A 16,343-nucleotide genomic window follows, 5' to 3' on the forward strand; every position below is an offset into this window, starting at 1 on the left:
CCGACCCGTCGGCGCACGCGCAGGCACGTTTGCGAGGCACGATCTGCCCCGCTCGACGAAAGGGCATCCGGTGGCTGTACACGACCAGGATCCGTACTCGCAGGGACCGCAGGACAGCGACCCGGAGGAGACCAGCGAGTGGCAGCAGTCGCTGGACGAGCTCGTCGACGCGAAGGGTCACCAGCGCGGTCGCGAGATCATGCTGAGCCTGCTGAAGCGCTCGAAGGATCTGCACCTGGGCGTTCCGATGGTGCCGACCACGGACTACGTCAACACGATCGCGCCGGAGGACGAGCCCGAGTTCCCGGGTGACGAGGAGCTCGAGCGCCGCTACCGCTCGTGGATCCGGTGGAACGCGGCCCTCACGGTGCACCGTGCGCAGCGCCCCGGCATCGGCGTCGGCGGCCACATCTCGACCTATGCGTCGTCTGCCGCGCTGTACGAGGTCGGCTTCAACCACTTCTTCCGCGGCCAGGACCACCCGTCCGGCGGCGACCAGATCTTCATCCAGGGCCACGCGTCGCCCGGCACCTACGCGCGCGCGTTCCTCGAGGGCCGCCTCTCCGAGGCGCAGCTCGACGGCTTCCGCCAGGAGAAGTCGGCGGGCGAGAACGGCCTGTCGTCCTACCCGCACCCGCGCCTGATGCCGGAGTTCTGGCAGTTCCCGACCGTGTCGATGGGTCTCGGCCCGATCAACGCGGTCTACCAGGCGATGACCAACAAGTACCTCGCCAACCGCGGCATCAAGGACGTCGGCGACAGCCACGTCTGGGCGTTCCTCGGCGATGGCGAGATGGACGAGGTCGAGAGCCGCGGTCAGCTGCAGGTCGCCGCGAACGAGGGCCTCGACAACCTCACCTTCGTCGTGAACTGCAACCTGCAGCGCCTCGACGGTCCCGTGCGCGGCAACGGCAAGATCGTGCAGGAGCTCGAGAGCTTCTTCCGCGGTGCGGGCTGGAACGTCATCAAGGTCATCTGGGGCCGCGAGTGGGACGACCTGCTCCAGCGCGACACCGATGGCGCGCTGCTGAACCTCATGAACGTCACGCCCGACGGAGACTTCCAGACCTACAAGGCCGAGTCGGGCGCGTTCATCCGCGAGAACTTCTTCGGTCGCGACCCGCGCGCCCTCGAGCTCGTCAAGGACTACTCGGACGAGCAGATCTGGGGCCTGCGTCGCGGCGGCCACGACTACCGCAAGGTCTACGCGGCGTTCAAGGCCGCCATGGAGCACAAGGGCCAGCCGACCGTCATCCTCGCCCACACCATCAAGGGCTACGGCCTCGGGCCGCACTTCGAGGGCCGCAACGCGACCCACCAGATGAAGAAGATGACGCTCGCCGACCTCAAGCTGTTCCGCGACACGATGCACATCCCCGTCACGGACAAGCAGCTCGAGGACGACCCGTACCGCGCGCCGTACTACCACCCGGGCGAGAACGACGAGACGATCCAGTACATGCTGGAGCGCCGCCGCGCGCTCGGCGGCTTCCTGCCGGAGCGCCGCAGCAAGTACACCCAGATCTCGCTGCCGCAGGACAAGGACTACGCCCTGCTGAAGAAGGGATCCGGCACGCAGGAGGTCGCCACCACGATGGCGTTCGTCCGCCTCGTGAAGGACCTGCTGAAGGTCGACGGCTTCGGCAACCGCATCGTGCCGATCATCCCGGACGAGGCGCGCACGTTCGGCATGGACTCGTACTTCCCGACCGCGAAGATCTACAACCCGAACGGACAGAACTACACGTCCGTCGACCGCGAGCTCCTCCTCGCCTACAAGGAGAGCCCGCAGGGCCAGATCCTCCACGTCGGCATCAACGAGGCCGGCGCCCTCGCGGCGTTCACGGGAACGGGAACGGCCTACTCCACGCACGGCGAGCCGCTGATCCCGATCTACATCTTCTACTCGATGTTCGGCTTCCAGCGCACGGGCGACGCCCAGTGGGCCGCCGGCGACCAGATGGCGCGCGGCTTCATCATCGGCGCCACCGCGGGACGCACCACCCTGACGGGTGAGGGTCTGCAGCACGCCGACGGCCACTCGCACCTGCTCGCATCGACGAATCCCGCCACGGTGTCGTACGACCCGGCCTACGGCTATGAGGTCGCGCACATCGTGCGGTCCGGCATCGAGCGGATGTACGGCGGCCAGCACGAGGACCCGAACGTGATGTACTACATCACCGTCTACAACGAGCCCCTCGTGATGCCGGCTGAGCCGGAGAACGTGGACGTCGACGGCATCGTGCGCGGCATCCACCGCATCTCGCAGGGCTCGGGCGACGGTCCCCGCACGCAGCTTCTCGCGTCGGGTGTCGGCGTGCCGTGGGCGCTCGAGGCCCAGGCGCTGCTCAAGAACGACTGGGGCGTGATCGCCGACGTGTGGTCGGTCACGAGCTGGACCGAGCTGCGCCGCGACGGCCTCGCCGCCGACGAGCACAACTTCCTGCACCCCGAGGCCGAGCCGAAGACCGCGTACATCACGGACAAGCTCAAGGACGCCGAGGGCCCGGTCATCGCGGTCAGTGACTTCATGCACGCCGTGCAGGACCAGATCCGTCCGTGGATCCCGCAGCGCTACCTGACGCTCGGCGCCGACGGCTTCGGCTTCTCGGACACGCGCGCCGCGGCCCGCCGCTTCTTCAAGATCGACGGCCCGTCCATGGCCGTGCGCGCCCTGCAGGCGCTCGCGGACGAGGGCAAGGTCGACCGGGGCGTGATCGCCCAGGCGATCGAGAAGTACCGGCTGCACGACGTCAACGCCGGCACGTCCGGCAACGCCGGCGGGGAGAGCTGAGCCCGCACGTGAGTCAGGACGCCCGCACGGCTCCGACCGAGGTGGTCGCCCTCGACAAGGCGGCCACCCTCGCGTGGCTGCGCCGGATCTCCGGCGACCTCGCGACGGCGACCACGACGCGGCTCGAGAACTCGCTGTCGTGGTACGCCGGCATGCCGCCGGCGCGTCGGTCGGCCGTCGGGCTCGTGGCCCAGGCGGGCATCACGTCGTTCATCCAGTGGTACGACGACCCCTCGTCCACGCCCTGGATCGCGGCCGACATCTTCGCCGCCGCTCCCCGCGAGCTGCTGCGCAGCGTCAGCCTGCAGCAGACGCTGCAGCTGATCCGGATCACGGTGGAGGTCGTCGAGGAGCGGGTCGCGTCCAAGAGCGAGGACCTGCGCGAGGCGATCCTGCTGTACTCGCGCGAAGTGGCCTTCACCGCCGCCGACGTCTACGCGCGCGCGGCGGAGTCGCGCGGCCTGTGGGACGCGCGCCTCGAGGCGCTCGTCGTCGACTCGATCCTGACGGGCGAGGCGGACGAGGAGCTGCCGAGCCGGATCGCGGCGCTCGGCTGGCACGGACACGGTCAGGCGTGCGTGCTCGTCGGCACCGCTCCCCCGCAGTTCGACGTCGATCAGGTGCGTCGCACGTCGCGCAAGCTCGGCGTCGACGTGCTCGTGGGCGTGCAGGGCTCACGCCTCGTGATCGTGATCGGGCGCGCACAGGACGCGGACGCGGACGAGGACGCCGGGCCGGAGGGACTGCCGTTCATCGAGGTCGCCCGTCAGCTGGAGCCCGCCTTCGGCGAGGGCTACCTCGTGCTCGGCCCGACCGTGCCCGCGCTGGTCGACGCGAGCCAGAGCGCGCGCGCCGCACTGGCGGGCTTCGCGGTCGCGCGAGGCTGGCGTCACGCACCGCGGCCGGTCGAGGCCGACGACCTCCTGCCCGAGCGCGCCCTCGCGGGCGACTCCGTGGCGAAGCAGACGCTCGTCGAGAAGATCTACCGCCCGCTCGCGGCGCACTCGACCGACCTCGTCACGACGCTGTGGAGCTACCTCGACAACGGCCGATCCCTGGAGGCCACGGCACGCGAGCTCTTCGTGCACCCGAACACCGTGCGCTACCGCCTGAAGCGCGTGAGCGACGTGATCGGCTGGGACGCGACCGGACCGCGCGAGGCGCTCATCCTGCAGACGGCGCTCATCCTCGGATCCATCGGGTCGGCGGACGTGACGCGGCGCCGGACGGCGGTGCGCCGCCCGCGAGACGGCTCCGCGCGCTGAGACGGCCCTCCGGCCGCGGGGCCACGGCCTGCGCGCGCCGCATCCTGGGACACGCCTGCGAAGATGTCCGCCACGCACAATCGTTTCGACTTTTCTTGTGAGGCTGTCGCCAGCACCGGCCCCCGGAACGTTGGCAGACTGGTCGAGTGATTGTCGTCGTCTGCCCGGGACAGGGCTCTCAGACCCCCGGCTTCCTCGCACCCTGGCTCGAGCTCGACGGCGCGGCGGACCGCCTCGCCGCGTTCTCCGACGCCGCGCAGGTGGATCTCGTGGCGCACGGCACGGAGTCCGACGCGGACACGATCCGCGACACACGGATCGCCCAGCCGCTCATCGTCGCGGCGAGCATCCTCGCGTGGGAGCAGCTGACGCAGGGCGGACAGCGGCCAAACGGGGTCGCCGGCCACTCGGTGGGCGAGATCGCCGCGCTCGTCGCGGCGGGCGTGACGGACGCGGAGGCCGGCATGCGGCTGGTCGGCGTGCGCGGACGTGCGATGGCGGATGCCGCCGCCCGGGTCGAGACCGGCATGAGCGCGGTCGTCGGCGGTGACGAACAGCAGGTCCTGGAGGCGATCGCCGCCCACGGCCTCACGCCCGCCAACTACAACGGCGGCGCACAGATCGTCGCGGCCGGAGAGCTCCCCGCCCTCGCCGCTCTCGCCGAGCAGGCGCCGCGCGGGGCACGCGTTATCCCGCTGCAGGTCGCCGGCGCGTTCCACACGCCTTTCATGGCACCCGCGCAGGACACCCTGCGCACGGCCCTCGCGGATGTCGCCGCGGTGGCGGACCCCGCGCTCCCCCTCTGGACCAACAGCGACGGCGGCACCGTCACCGACGGCTCGCGCGCGCTCGAGCTCATCGTGCACCAGGTCGCGAACCCCGTCCGGTGGGATCTCTGCATGGCCTCTTTCGCCGAGCGCGGGGTGACAGGCATCATCGAGCTCGCTCCCGCCGGTGCGCTCGTCGGCCTCGCCAAGCGCGGCCTGCGCGGAGTGCCGTCCGTCGCCGTCAAGACCCCCGACGATCTCGCGGCCGCCATCGAGCTGCTCGCCGCCTGACCGCCCCGATCCACAGAACGGAAACAGTCATGACCGTCACCCTCAAGGAAGCCGTCGGGGCGCCGCACTCCCGGATCTACGCGCTCGGCGCGGCGCGCGGCGAGCTCGCCGTGCCCAACGACGACCTGATCGGCCCCATCGACTCGAGCGACGAGTGGATCCGCCAGCGCACCGGCATCGTCACGCGCGTGCGTGCCGTGCCCGAGACCGACGCGATCGACCTCGCGACCACCGCTGCGCGTGAGGCGATCGAGAAGTCGGGCGTGGATCCGGCCGAGGTCGACGTCGTGATCGTCGCGACCATCAGCAACCCGAAGCAGACCCCCTCGGTCTCGGCCATCGTCGCCGACCGCGTGGGAGCGAACCCGGCCGCCGCGTACGACGTGAACGCCGCGTGCGCCGGCTACTGCTACGCCGTGGCGCAGGCCGACGCGCTCATCCGCTCCGGCGCTGCGCGTCACGCTCTCGTGATCGGCACCGAGAAGCTCAGCGACATCGTCGACCCCACCGACCGCAGCATCTCGTTCCTTCTGGGCGACGGCGCCGGTGCGGCGCTGCTCGGCCCCAGCGAGGCGCCCGGCGTCTCCGCGTCCATCTGGGGCTCGGACGGCTCGAAGGCCGGCGCCGTGGGCATGAACAACACGCTGACGGACTTCCGCGACGGCGCGGCCGAGTGGCCGACGCTGCGCCAGGAGGGACCCACGGTGTTCCGCTGGGCCGTCTGGGAGATGGCGAAGGTCGCGAAGCAGGCGCTGGAGGCCGCGGGCGTCACCGCGGACGACCTCGCGGCGTTCATCCCCCACCAGGCGAACATGCGCATCATCGACGAGTTCGCCAAGCAGCTGAGTCTGCCCGAGACGGTCAAGATCGCCCGGGACATCGAGACGACGGGCAACACGTCGGCCGCGTCCATCCCGCTCGCGACCCACCGCCTGCTGCAGGAGAACCCCGAGCTGAGCGGCGGCCTCGCGCTGCAGATCGGCTTCGGCGCCGGGCTCGTCTACGCCGCGCAGGTCGTCGTCCTCCCGTGAGGCGGCGAGACGCGACTCTAGACTGAACTCCGGTTCCGTCGTCTCCGATCCATCCGATCCGAAACACCACCCGACACAAAGGAGAACCCCATGGCATACACGACTGACGAGGTCCTCGCCGGCCTGGCCGAGCTCATCACCGACGAGACCGGCATCGCCGCCGAGGAGGTGGCGCTGGAGAAGTCGTTCACGGACGACCTCGACATCGACTCGATCTCCATGATGACGATCGTCGTCAACGCCGAGGAGAAGTTCGGCGTGACCATCCCGGACGACGAGGTCAAGAACCTCAAGACCGTGAAGGACGCGGTCGACTTCATCACGAACAACCAGTGACATCCGCGGTGCCGCAGCCGATCGACGACAGGGCTGCGGCACCGACCCCCTTCATCGGAGCACGAGGAACCATCACATGAGCAAGCGCATCGTCGTGACCGGAATCGGCGCCACGTCGTCGATCGGCGGCACGGCACCCGACAACTGGACCAACCTCCTCGCCGGCGCCTCGGGCGCCCGTCCGCTGGAGCACGACTGGGTCGCCGAGTACGAGCTTCCCGTCACGTTCGCGGCCGAGGCAATCGTCCGCCCCGACACGGTGCTGCCGCGCCCGCAGGCGAAGCGCCTCGACCCCTCGTCGCAGTTCGCGCTCGTCGCCGCCATGGAGGCATGGGAGGACGCCGGCGCGCCGGAGATCGAGCCCGACCGCCTCGGCGTCGACTTCGCCACGGGCATCGGCGGTGTGTGGACCCTGCTCGACGCATGGGACACGCTGCGCGAGAAGGGCCCCCGCCGCGTCATGCCGATGACGGTGCCCATGCTGATGCCCAACGCGGCCGCCGGCAACCTGTCGCTGCACTTCAACGCGCGCGCGTTCGCCCGCACGGTCGCCTCGGCCTGCGCGTCGAGCGTCGAGTCGATCGCGAGCGCCTACGAGCACCTGCAGCTGGGCCTGGCCGACGTCGTCATCGCGGGAGGCACCGAGTCGGCGATCCACCCGATCACGGTGGCGTCCTTCGCCTCGATGCAGGCACTGTCGCGCCGCAACGACTCCCCCGAGACCGCCTCGCGGCCGTTCTCCGTCGACCGCGACGGCTTCGTGATGGGCGAGGGCGCCGCGGTGCTGATCCTCGAGACCGAGGAGCACGCGCTCGCTCGCGGCGCGCGCATCTACGCCCGCCTGGAGGGAACGGCCGTGACGGCCGACGCCCACCACATCACGGCCAACGACCCGAGCGGCGCGGGAGCGTCCCGCGCCGTGCGCCAGGCGCTCGCGCAGGCGGGCCGCACGCCCGACGAGGTGACGCACATCAACGCGCACGCCACCTCGACGCCGGTGGGCGACCCCGCCGAGTACGCGGCGCTGCTGTCGGTGTTCGGCGATCGCGTCCACGAGATCCCGGTCTCCGCGACCAAGGCGTCCACGGGCCACCTGCTCGGCGGCACCGGCGCGCTCGAGTCGGTGTTCACGATCCTCGCGCTGCGCGACCGCGTCGCTCCCCCGACGATCAACCTCGTCGATCAGGACCCGGCCATCCCGCTGAAGGCGTCCAGCGCGCCGCAGGAGCTCGGCAGCGATCCGCAGCTGGCGATCTGCAACTCGTTCGGCTTCGGCGGCCACAACGCCGTCGCGGCGTTCGCGTCCTACGACGACTGACGTACCGCGCTCCGTGAGGAGCCGCAGCGAGCCTCGCGGGTCGGGTCCTGCGCATGAAAGAGGCGGCCCCTGTTCTCCAGGGGCCGCCTCTTCTCGTTCCGGAGTGACGTCTTCTCACCCGCCGGGACTGCTCACCGGCGTGCGGTACCGACGCCGCTCCGTGGTCTGTGGGAGCCAGCTCGCCCGGCTTCCGGACGTGGAGCCGTTAGCCGACCTTGTGCAGCCACACCACGGGCGCGTCGTCGCTCGCGTGGCGGAACGGCTCGAGCTCGACGTCCCATGCCGAGCCGAGCGCGATGTCGAGCTCGCGCTGCAGCTCGATCGGATCACCCGCGGCGACCTCCATGGCATACCGGATGCGGTCCTCGGGCACCACGACGTTGCCGGCGGTGTCCATCTGCGCGTAGTGGATGCCGAGGTCGGGCGTGTGCATCCACCGCCCGCCGTCGCTGCGCGGCGTGGGGTCCTCCGTCACCTCGAAGCGCAGGTGCTCCCAGCCGCGGATGGCCGTCGCCAGGGCCGCGCCGGTGCCGGCGGGACCCTCCCAGTAGAACTCAGCGCGACGCGCCCCGGCCAGCACGGGCTGATCGGCCCACTCGAAGTTCACGGCACGGCCGATCGAGCGGCCGACCGCCCACTCCAGGTGGGGGCACAACGCGCGTGGCGCTGAGTGGATGTAGACCACTCCGCGCGCCATTGGTGTCGCCATGATCTCTCCGTTTCGTCAGGTGCGTCTTCCCCTACGACCTGACCGGCGATCCGGCTGACGTGTATTCGGTTCTCCCAGCATTATGACCGGGCGCCACGGGAATCACAAGCGTGTGATTCCCGGCCCCGGAGCGACCGCCGCGTCGGCGGCGGGACGCACTCAGCGGCGCGCTGCCTCGGCCGGAGTCTCGTGACCGCGTCGCTGAGTGTCCTCGTCGGCGACGCGCACGCCGAAGCGGTACGCGAGCTCGCCTCCCAGGAAGCCCGACGCTCCGACGATCAGGAAGGCGATCACGCTGAGGACGAACCCGCCCACGCTGACCTCCTCCGGGGCACCGAGGCGCACGAACAGGCTGACGGCGAAGAGAACGGTCGCCACGGTGTTGAGCGCGAGGTGGGCGAGTCCGACGCGTCGCGCCTTGGTGCCCGGGGAGATGTTCGCGTAGTCGAGCAGTCCGAACACGGCCGCCAGCAGAGCGCCCGCGATGCCGATCCCGACCAGCCAGAGCGCCCCGACCGAGAACGCGTCGTCACGGGTGATCAGCGCGATGATGTCGAAGACGATGCTCGCGGTCCACGCTCCGATCGGGATCGTGATGACCGTCGCGTGGAACGGATGGCCGTAGGGGCCCGCGAGCGGCGTGCGCGGGCGCTTGGCGCGATACATCGCGGAGTTGTTCTGATGCGCGGGGTGGGCGTCGTTCACGGGTGCTCCATTCGCCTCGTCGGTGCACGCGACGCTATTCGTGGACGCGCCTGAACGCCTACGGTCTTGCGCCCGGCGATCGGACGCACTAGATGGCGCTTCGGCGTGTGGATGCGCGGACGGGGGTTGCCAACCCGACCCGCTGCCTATACGTTTATCGCAGTTCCTATATTTCGAAGTCGAGACAGGACGAGGGTGTCCATGAACTTCTCCGTCGATTCACTTCTGCGGCTCGCCGCCGACGCGCTCGCGTCGCAGACGGTCCCCGCTCCGGATGCCGAGCTGACCGCGCGATCCCTCGTGCAGGCCGACCAGCGGGGCATCCACTCGCACGGTCTGCTGCGGCTGCCGCTGTACGTCGACGCTCTGAGGCAGGGCGGGATCAATCCCCGCCCGGCCGTCACCGTGGTGCGTGACAGCCGTGCCACCGCACTGCTGAACGCGGACGCCGGTCTGGGTCAGGTCGCGATGCAGGCCGCCGTCGATCTCGCGGTCGAGCGCGCCACGCAGCACGGCGTGTGCGCGGTCGCGGTCGAGCACTCCAGCCACTTCGGGGCCGGCGCGTTCTGGACCGACCAGCTCGTCGCGCGCGGCATGGTGGGCATCCTGACGTCGAGCACCGGACCGACGGTCGCGGTGCACGGCGGCGCGCGCAAGGTGCTCGGCACCAATCCCCTCACCATCGCCGCGCCGAGCGGGCGCGATCTGCCCCTGACGGTCGACATGGCCACATCCGCCGGAGCGTTCGGCAAGGTCATCGCGGCCCGGCAGTCGGGCACGCCGATCCCCGAGGGCTGGGCCGTCGCCCCCGACGGGCGCCCCACCACCGATCCGGACGAGGCCGCCGCGGGATCGCTGCTCGCTTTCGGGGGCACAAGGGGTCGGGCCTCGCGGTGCTGCTCGAAGCCCTGGCGGTCTCGCTCGGCGAGGCCACGTTCGCGTACGAGACGCAGGACATCTGGGACAACCCGGCCTCGCGCATGAACAACGGCCACCTGCTGATCGCGCTCGACACGGCGGCGTTCATCGGACGCGAGCGGACCGAGGCGAAGGTGCGCGGCCTGCAGGACGCGATCGCCGCGTCGGGTGACGAGGTGCTCCTGCCGGGGCAGATCGAGCACGACAACGCGGCGCGCTGGTCGTCGCGCGTGCCGCTGAGCGACAGCACGGCGGCCGCCTTGGATCGGCTCGCGGCGGAGCTCGGTCTCGACGCCCCCACTCGCGCGGACGGCTGACCCGACCCGCACACAGCAGAGCGACGCAGCCGCACGGCGTCGCCGGACACGACGGCCGCTCGAGGAAGAGCGGCCCGACGAGGAGAAGACATGAGAAGACGCCTGAGCGCCGCGCTCGGAATCGGTGCCGTCGCCATCGCGCTGTCGGGATGCTCGCTGCTCGAGCCCGTCGACGTCGCGCCCGAGGAGGTGGCCGCACCCGAGCCCGGTTCGCGTGTGCTGCGATTCGCGAACGGCTACGAGCCTTCGCATCCGGTGAACCGATGCGGCGTGGAGCCGATGAAGGAGGAGCTGTCGGCGGCGGGCATCGATCTGCGCTCCTACCCGGCCGGGCAGCTCGGCAGCGAGGCGGCCCTTGTCGAGCAGGTGGCGACCGGCGCCCTCGACATCGGCATCGCCGGCGGATCCTTCCTCGGCGAGTGGTACGAGGATGCCGCGGTCGTCGACGGCGCCTACCTGTTCCGCGACGTCGACGAGTTCGACGAGGCGACCACCGGTCCGGTGCTCGCGGACGTGTACGACCGGATGGCGGAGGAGACCGGCCTGCGCGTCGCCAGCAACTGGTACTACGGCACGCGCCACATCACCGCGAACAAGCCGGTGACTGCCCCCGAGGACCTGCAGGGCCTCAAGATCCGCACGCCGGACGCGCCGCTGTACCTGATCAACTTCGGCATCATGGGCGCGACCGCCACGCCCATGGCGCTCAGCGAGGTGTATCTCGGTCTGCAGCAGAATGCGATCGACGCCCAGGAGAATCCGATCCCGACGATCGCGTCGTCGAACTTCCAAGAGGTGCAGGACTACGTCAGCCTCACGGGGCACATGGTGCAGGGCGTGCAGATCGTGACCACCGACCGGTTGCTCGAGTCGCTGGAGCCGGCGCAGCGGGACGCGCTGGAGGCTGCGATCGAGACGGCCCGCATCAGCGTGCGGGACTGCATCGTCGAGGAGGAGCAGCAGGTTCTCGCGGAGTGGAAGGACACCGGCGCGATCGAGGTGGTCGAGGACGTCGACGTCGACGCCTTCCAGGAGCGGATCGCCGCGGAGCTGCCGTCGCAGGTGCCGTGGGGCGATCTCTACCTCCAGATCCAGGCCGACCTCGCGACCGAGAACGAGGAGGAGCAGTGATGACGGATACGCCTGAGGACCAGATGCAACGCGGCGGCGTGGAGCTGCCGCCGAAGACCGAGGCGATCCGCGACGTGCTGGAGCGCCGCCACCCCGCCTACGAGCTGATGGTCAATATCGAACGCGTGATCAGCGCCGTGCTGCTCGTGGGGGTGTTCGCCCTCGTGCTCACGCAGGTGTTCACGCGCTACGTGCTCGGAACGCCGCTGACGTGGACCGAAGAGGCAGCGCGACTCACGCTCGTGTGGCTGGCCTTCCTGGCGGCCGCCTTCGTGAGCTCCCGGCGTGCACACATCACCGTCGACCTCCTCGCCACGATCCTCCCCCGGGCGGCGGCCAGGGCCATCGGGATGTTCGCGCAGGTGCTCGTCATCCTCGCGTCCGCGTTCCTGACCTTCTCCGGGTTCAGCATGATGCTCGTCGTCGCGGGGATCGACCTGGCGGCCACGCGGCTGCCGACGGCGGTGCTCTACGGGGCGGCCACGGTCGGCTTCGCCCTCATCCTCATCCACTCGCTGCTCGCGCTCTACATGCAGGTGAGGTATCCGGCAGAGGAGCCGGATCCCAGCGTGAAGGCCGCCGAGCTGGAAGGTCTCTGATCCATGGTCCTGCTGCTGATGATCCTCGCCCTGCTCGTGCTGCTCGCGCTGCGCGTGCCGGTCGCGTTCGCCCTCTTCATCCCGTCGATCCTCTACATCCTGATCGATCCGACGGCCACGCCCGCCCTCGCGGTGCAGCAGGCCAGCGCGGGCCTGTTCAACTTCGCGATCCTCGCGGTGCCCATGTTCATCCTGCTCGGTAACCTCGCCAACGTCTCCGGCGCCACCGACCGCCTCTACGATGCGGCCGTCTCGGCCATCGGGCACGTGCGCGGCTCGCTCGGGTACGTCAACATCCTCACGAGCTTCGGCTTCTCGTGGATCAGCGGCGCGGCCATCTCGGACGCCGCAGCCATGGGCCGCATCCAGGTGCCCGCCATGATCCGGCGCGGCTACCCGACCGGGTTTTCGCTGGGCATCACGGGTGCGTCGTCGCTCATCGCGCCCATGCTGCCGCCGAGCATCCCCGCGATCATCTACGCCGTCACGGCCGGCGTCTCCGTCGGTGCGCTCTTCATGGCCGGCATCGTCCCCGCGCTCGTGCTGGTGCTCGCGCTCGTCGTCACGGTGTGGCTCATGATGCGCAGGCACGAGGGGCTGCGCCTGGAGCGCGCGAGCTGGGGCCGCCGCGGCAAGGATCTGCTGCGCGCCCTGCCGCCGGCAGGCGCCGCCGTGATCATCCTCGGCGGCATCCTGACGGGCGTGTTCACTCCGACGGAGGCCAGCGCGGTCGGCGTCGCGTACGTCGCGATCCTCGCGCTCTGCTACCGCAACCTGGGATGGGCGAACCTGCGTCACGCCCTCGTCAGCAGCGTGGAGACGACCGGCGGCGTGCTCATCATCGTGGGCGGCGCCGCGCTGTTCGGCTGGGTGCTGGCGCGCGAGCAGGCGCCGCAGATCGCCGCGGAGTTCATCCTGGGCCTGACGAACCAGCCGCTGTTCTTCCTGATCCTGGCGAACGTGCTGCTGCTGATCGTCGGCGCGGTCCTGGAGCCGACCTCGGCCATCCTGATCCTCGCTCCCGTCCTGGTGCCGGTCGCCGAGGCGTTCGGCCTCAGCCCCGTGCACTTCGGCGTGATGATGATCTTCAACCTGATGATCGGACTGCTGACGCCGCCTGTCGGCCTCGTCCTGTTCGTGCTGTCGTCGGTGACGAAGAAGCCGGTGACGACCGTCATCAAGGGCACGGTGCCGTTCTACGTGCCGATGCTCGCCACCCTGCTGCTGATCGCCTTCGTGCCTGCCGTGAGCCTGTGGCTGCCCGGCGCGCTCGGCTTCGCGCTCTGAGCGCGCCCCATCTCAACGAGAGGAAATCATGACCGCCATCACCGAGATCGTGACCCGCGACATCCGCTTCCCCACTTCGCTCGAGCTCGACGGATCGGATGCCGTCAACGTCGACCCCGACTACTCCGCCGCGTACGCGGAGATCCGCACGGACGCGGGCGAGAGCGGCTTCGGCCTGGTGTTCACCTGCGGACGGGGCAACGAGATCCTGGTGAACGCCATGCGCAGCTATGCGCACCTCCTGCAGGGGCGCGACGTCGACGAGCTGCTGAACGACCTGGGCGGCGCCTCCAAGCTGCTGGTGCACGACTCGCAGCTGCGCTGGCTCGGGCCCGAGAAGGGCGTGACGCAGATGGCCGCCGGCGGCCTGATCAACGCCCTGTGGGATCTGAAGGCGCGCCGTGCGGGAAAGCCGCTGTGGCGACTGCTGGCCGAGATGAGCCCCGAGGAGATCGTCGCGGCCGTCGACTTCACGCACATCCGCAACGCGCTGAACGAGGAGCAGGCCCTTGAGATCCTGCGCGCCGCCGAGCCCGGCAAGGCCGAGCGCATCGCGCAGCTGCAGGCGGAGGGATACCCCGCCTACACCACGAGCCCGGGCTGGCTGGGGTACAGCGACGACAAGCTCGTCCGCCTTGCCAAGGAGGCCGTCGCCGACGGCTACACGCAGATCAAGCTCAAGGTGGGCGGCACGCTCGACGACGACCGCCGCCGGATGCGGCTCGCACGCGAGGCGGTCGGGCCGGACATCCGCATCGCGATCGACGCCAACCAGAAGTGGGAGACCTACGAGGCCATCGACTGGGTCAACGCGCTCGCCGAGTACGACCCGTACTGGATCGAGGAGCCCACCAGCACCGACGAGATCCTCGGGCACGCCGAGATCCGCCGCGGCGTGGCGCCGGTCAAGGTCGCGACCGGCGAGGCCGTGCACAATCGCATCATGTTCAAGCAGCTGCTCCAGGCGGAGGCGATCGACATCCTGCAGCTCGACTCGACACGCGTGGCGAGTGTGAACGAGAACCTCGCGATCGTGCTGCTGGCAGCGCGCTTCGGCGTGCCGGTGTGCCCGCACGCCGGCGGCGTCGGTCTGTGCGAGCTCGTGCAGCACTTCTCGTTCTTCGACTACGCGGCCGTGTCGGCCACGCAGGAGGATCGGGTGACCGAGTTCGTCGACCACCTGCACGAGCACTTCGCCGAGCCGGCCGTGGTGGAGCGGGGCCGCTATCTGGCTCCGCAGAAGCCGGGGAACGGCGCCGAGATGCTCGCCTCGTCGCTGGACGAGTGGGAGTTCCCGCACGGGCCGGGCTGGGCACGCGTGGCGGATCAGGCGGCGGCGACCGCGAGCGGCGCGGCAAGCGCCCTCGACAGCATCGAGGAGAGGACGACACGATGACGACGACGGTGTTCGAGGGCGCATCCGGCGCCGACGAGGCGGTGCGCGCGGCTCATGCCGCGTTCCTCGAGGCGCGCACGCGCACTCGCGAGGAGCGTGCCTCCTGGCTGGAGGCGATCGCGGACGAGCTCGAGGCGCACCGGGAGGAGCTCGTGGGGCTCGCGGGCGAGGACACGCACCTCCCCGAGGCGCGCTTGAACGGCGAGTTGACGCGATCGGCGTTCCAGCTGCGTCTGCTCGCGGACGAGGTGCGCACGGGCGCCTTCCTCGACGCGACGATCGACCATGCCGATCCCGATTGGGGAATGGGGCCCCGCCCCGACCTGCGGCGCATCAACGTGCCGCTGGGCGTGGTCGGCGTCTTCGGGGCCTCGAACTTCCCCTTCGCGTTCTCGGTGATGGGCGGCGACAGTGCTTCGGCGCTGGCTGCCGGATGCGCGGTCGTGCACAAGGTGCACGACGCGCACGTCGGCCTGGGGCGGCGGACGGTCGAGCTGGTGGTCGACGCGCTCGCTCGCGCGGGGGCGCCGGACGGGCTCTTCAGCGGCCTGATCGGTCTCGAGGCGGGGACAGCCCTGGTGGATCATCCCCTGACCCGGGCCATCGGCTTCACCGGCTCGGAGCGCGTGGGCCGCCTCCTGCTGGACCGGGCGGCGGCGCGACCGGAGCCGATCCCGTTCTACGGCGAGCTGGGCAGCATCAACCCCGTCGTCGTCACGCCCGCGGCGTGGCGCGAGCGGGCCGACGAGATCCTGAGCGGCTTCGTCGCGTCGATGACGCTCGGCCTCGGGCAGTTCTGCACGAAGCCCGGTCTGCTCTTCCTGCCCGCCGAGGCCGCCGAGCGGGCGCGCGAGCAGCTGCCCGCGCTGCTGCGCGACGCGCCCGTCGGAGCGGGGGCCATGCTGTCGGACGGCGTGCGCGAGGGCTTCCTGCACAACCGCGAGCTCGTGCAGGACACGCCCGGCGTCGAGGTGCTCCTCGAGGGCGGGGCGGGCGACCCGCCCTCCCCCGCGCTGTTCGCAGCGAACGCCGGCGACCTCGATGCGGACTCCCCCGTCCTCACGCGCGAGATGTTCGGCCCCGCCGGGGTGGTGGTGGCGTACGCGTCGGAGGCGGAGCTGCTCGCGACCTTGAACCGTCTTCCTGGTCAGCTGACCGGCGGCGTCCACGGCGCGGACGGCGAGGCGGTCGGCGCGATCGCCTCCGCGTTGACCGACCGCGCCGGCCGCGTGCTGCGCGACGGCTGGCCGACGGGCGTCACGGTGTCGTACGCGCAACAGCACGGCGGGCCCTATCCCGCGACGACGAGCGGCACGACCTCGGTGGGGACGGCTGCGGTCGGGCGCTTCCTGCGGCCCGTCGCGTTCCAGGACTTCGCCGACGCCGACCTGCCGCCCGAGCTGCAGGAGGCGAATCCGCTGCGCATCCCCCGACGCGTCGATGGTGTCTGGGTCCGGGCGGAAGGCGCGTGAGCGG

At 70.6% G+C, this 16,343-nt stretch carries 13 protein-coding genes and 1 pseudogene; 12 read left to right on the forward strand and 2 right to left on the reverse strand.

Annotated elements, in window-relative coordinates; all coding sequences use genetic code 11:
* The first annotated feature begins 70 nt into the window (after window positions 1–70).
* From aceE to BJP60_RS07385, 6 genes are all read left to right on the forward strand, one after another.
* Window positions 71–2,797: a pyruvate dehydrogenase (acetyl-transferring), homodimeric type gene (aceE, locus tag BJP60_RS07360; RefSeq protein ID WP_203138666.1), complete on the forward strand. Its 2,727-nt coding sequence runs from the start codon at window positions 71–73 to the stop codon at window positions 2,795–2,797.
* Between the two features lie 8 nt (window positions 2,798–2,805).
* Window positions 2,806–4,062: a PucR family transcriptional regulator gene (locus BJP60_RS07365; protein ID WP_203138667.1), complete on the forward strand. Its 1,257-nt coding sequence runs from the start codon at window positions 2,806–2,808 to the stop codon at window positions 4,060–4,062.
* Window positions 4,063–4,208: 146 nt separating this feature from the next.
* Window positions 4,209–5,120 carry an ACP S-malonyltransferase gene (locus BJP60_RS07370; protein WP_203138668.1) on the forward strand — a complete coding sequence of 304 codons (912 nt, stop codon included), beginning with the start codon at window positions 4,209–4,211 and terminating at the stop codon, window positions 5,118–5,120.
* Between the two features lie 29 nt (window positions 5,121–5,149).
* Window positions 5,150–6,151: a beta-ketoacyl-ACP synthase III gene (locus BJP60_RS07375; RefSeq protein ID WP_203138669.1), complete on the forward strand. Its 1,002-nt coding sequence runs from the start codon at window positions 5,150–5,152 to the stop codon at window positions 6,149–6,151.
* 90 nt (window positions 6,152–6,241) lie between these two features.
* Window positions 6,242–6,487 (forward strand): acyl carrier protein, encoded by a 246-nt coding sequence (locus tag BJP60_RS07380; RefSeq protein ID WP_135113190.1) that lies wholly within the window; start codon window positions 6,242–6,244, stop codon window positions 6,485–6,487.
* A gap of 76 nt (window positions 6,488–6,563) precedes the next feature.
* Window positions 6,564–7,805, forward strand: a complete 1,242-nt coding sequence (locus BJP60_RS07385; RefSeq protein WP_203138670.1) for a beta-ketoacyl-[acyl-carrier-protein] synthase family protein — start codon at window positions 6,564–6,566, stop codon at window positions 7,803–7,805.
* Between the two features lie 205 nt (window positions 7,806–8,010).
* Here BJP60_RS07385 and BJP60_RS07390 read toward each other — a convergent pair whose 3' ends face one another.
* On the reverse strand, window positions 8,011–8,514 hold the full coding sequence (locus tag BJP60_RS07390; protein ID WP_203138672.1) for a DUF3145 domain-containing protein: 504 nt from the start codon (window positions 8,512–8,514) through the stop codon (window positions 8,011–8,013).
* 159 nt (window positions 8,515–8,673) lie between these two features.
* Window positions 8,674–9,219 carry a DUF2231 domain-containing protein gene (locus BJP60_RS07395; protein WP_238439616.1) on the reverse strand — a complete coding sequence of 182 codons (546 nt, stop codon included), beginning with the start codon at window positions 9,217–9,219 and terminating at the stop codon, window positions 8,674–8,676.
* A gap of 201 nt (window positions 9,220–9,420) precedes the next feature.
* Here BJP60_RS07395 and BJP60_RS07400 point away from each other — a divergent pair.
* From BJP60_RS07400 to BJP60_RS07425, 6 genes and pseudogenes are all read left to right on the forward strand, one after another.
* Window positions 9,421–10,454: pseudogene (locus BJP60_RS07400) on the forward strand (Ldh family oxidoreductase).
* 90 nt (window positions 10,455–10,544) lie between these two features.
* Complete coding sequence (locus BJP60_RS07405; RefSeq protein ID WP_203138674.1) at window positions 10,545–11,585, forward strand: DctP family TRAP transporter solute-binding subunit; 1,041 nt, start codon at window positions 10,545–10,547, stop codon at window positions 11,583–11,585.
* Window positions 11,585–12,184 carry a TRAP transporter small permease gene (locus tag BJP60_RS07410; RefSeq protein WP_203138676.1) on the forward strand — a complete coding sequence of 200 codons (600 nt, stop codon included), beginning with the start codon at window positions 11,585–11,587 and terminating at the stop codon, window positions 12,182–12,184. Before BJP60_RS07405 ends, BJP60_RS07410 begins: the two co-directional genes overlap by 1 nt.
* A 3-nt stretch (window positions 12,185–12,187) precedes the next feature.
* A complete protein-coding gene (locus tag BJP60_RS07415; RefSeq protein ID WP_203138678.1) occupies window positions 12,188–13,471 on the forward strand; it encodes a TRAP transporter large permease in 1,284 nt (427 codons plus the stop codon).
* 28 nt (window positions 13,472–13,499) lie between these two features.
* The gene (locus BJP60_RS07420) at window positions 13,500–14,867 is read left to right on the forward strand and encodes an enolase C-terminal domain-like protein (protein ID WP_203138680.1); all 1,368 of its coding nucleotides are present in this window, start codon (window positions 13,500–13,502) and stop codon (window positions 14,865–14,867) included.
* Complete coding sequence (locus tag BJP60_RS07425) at window positions 14,864–16,339, forward strand: aldehyde dehydrogenase (NADP(+)) (RefSeq protein WP_203138682.1); 1,476 nt, start codon at window positions 14,864–14,866, stop codon at window positions 16,337–16,339. The genes BJP60_RS07420 and BJP60_RS07425 overlap by 4 nt, the downstream gene beginning before the upstream one ends.
* Window positions 16,340–16,343 lie beyond the last annotated feature (4 nt).

It is taken from the genome of Microbacterium sp. JZ31 (genome assembly GCF_016805985.1).
Taxonomy (GTDB): domain Bacteria; phylum Actinomycetota; class Actinomycetes; order Actinomycetales; family Microbacteriaceae; genus Microbacterium.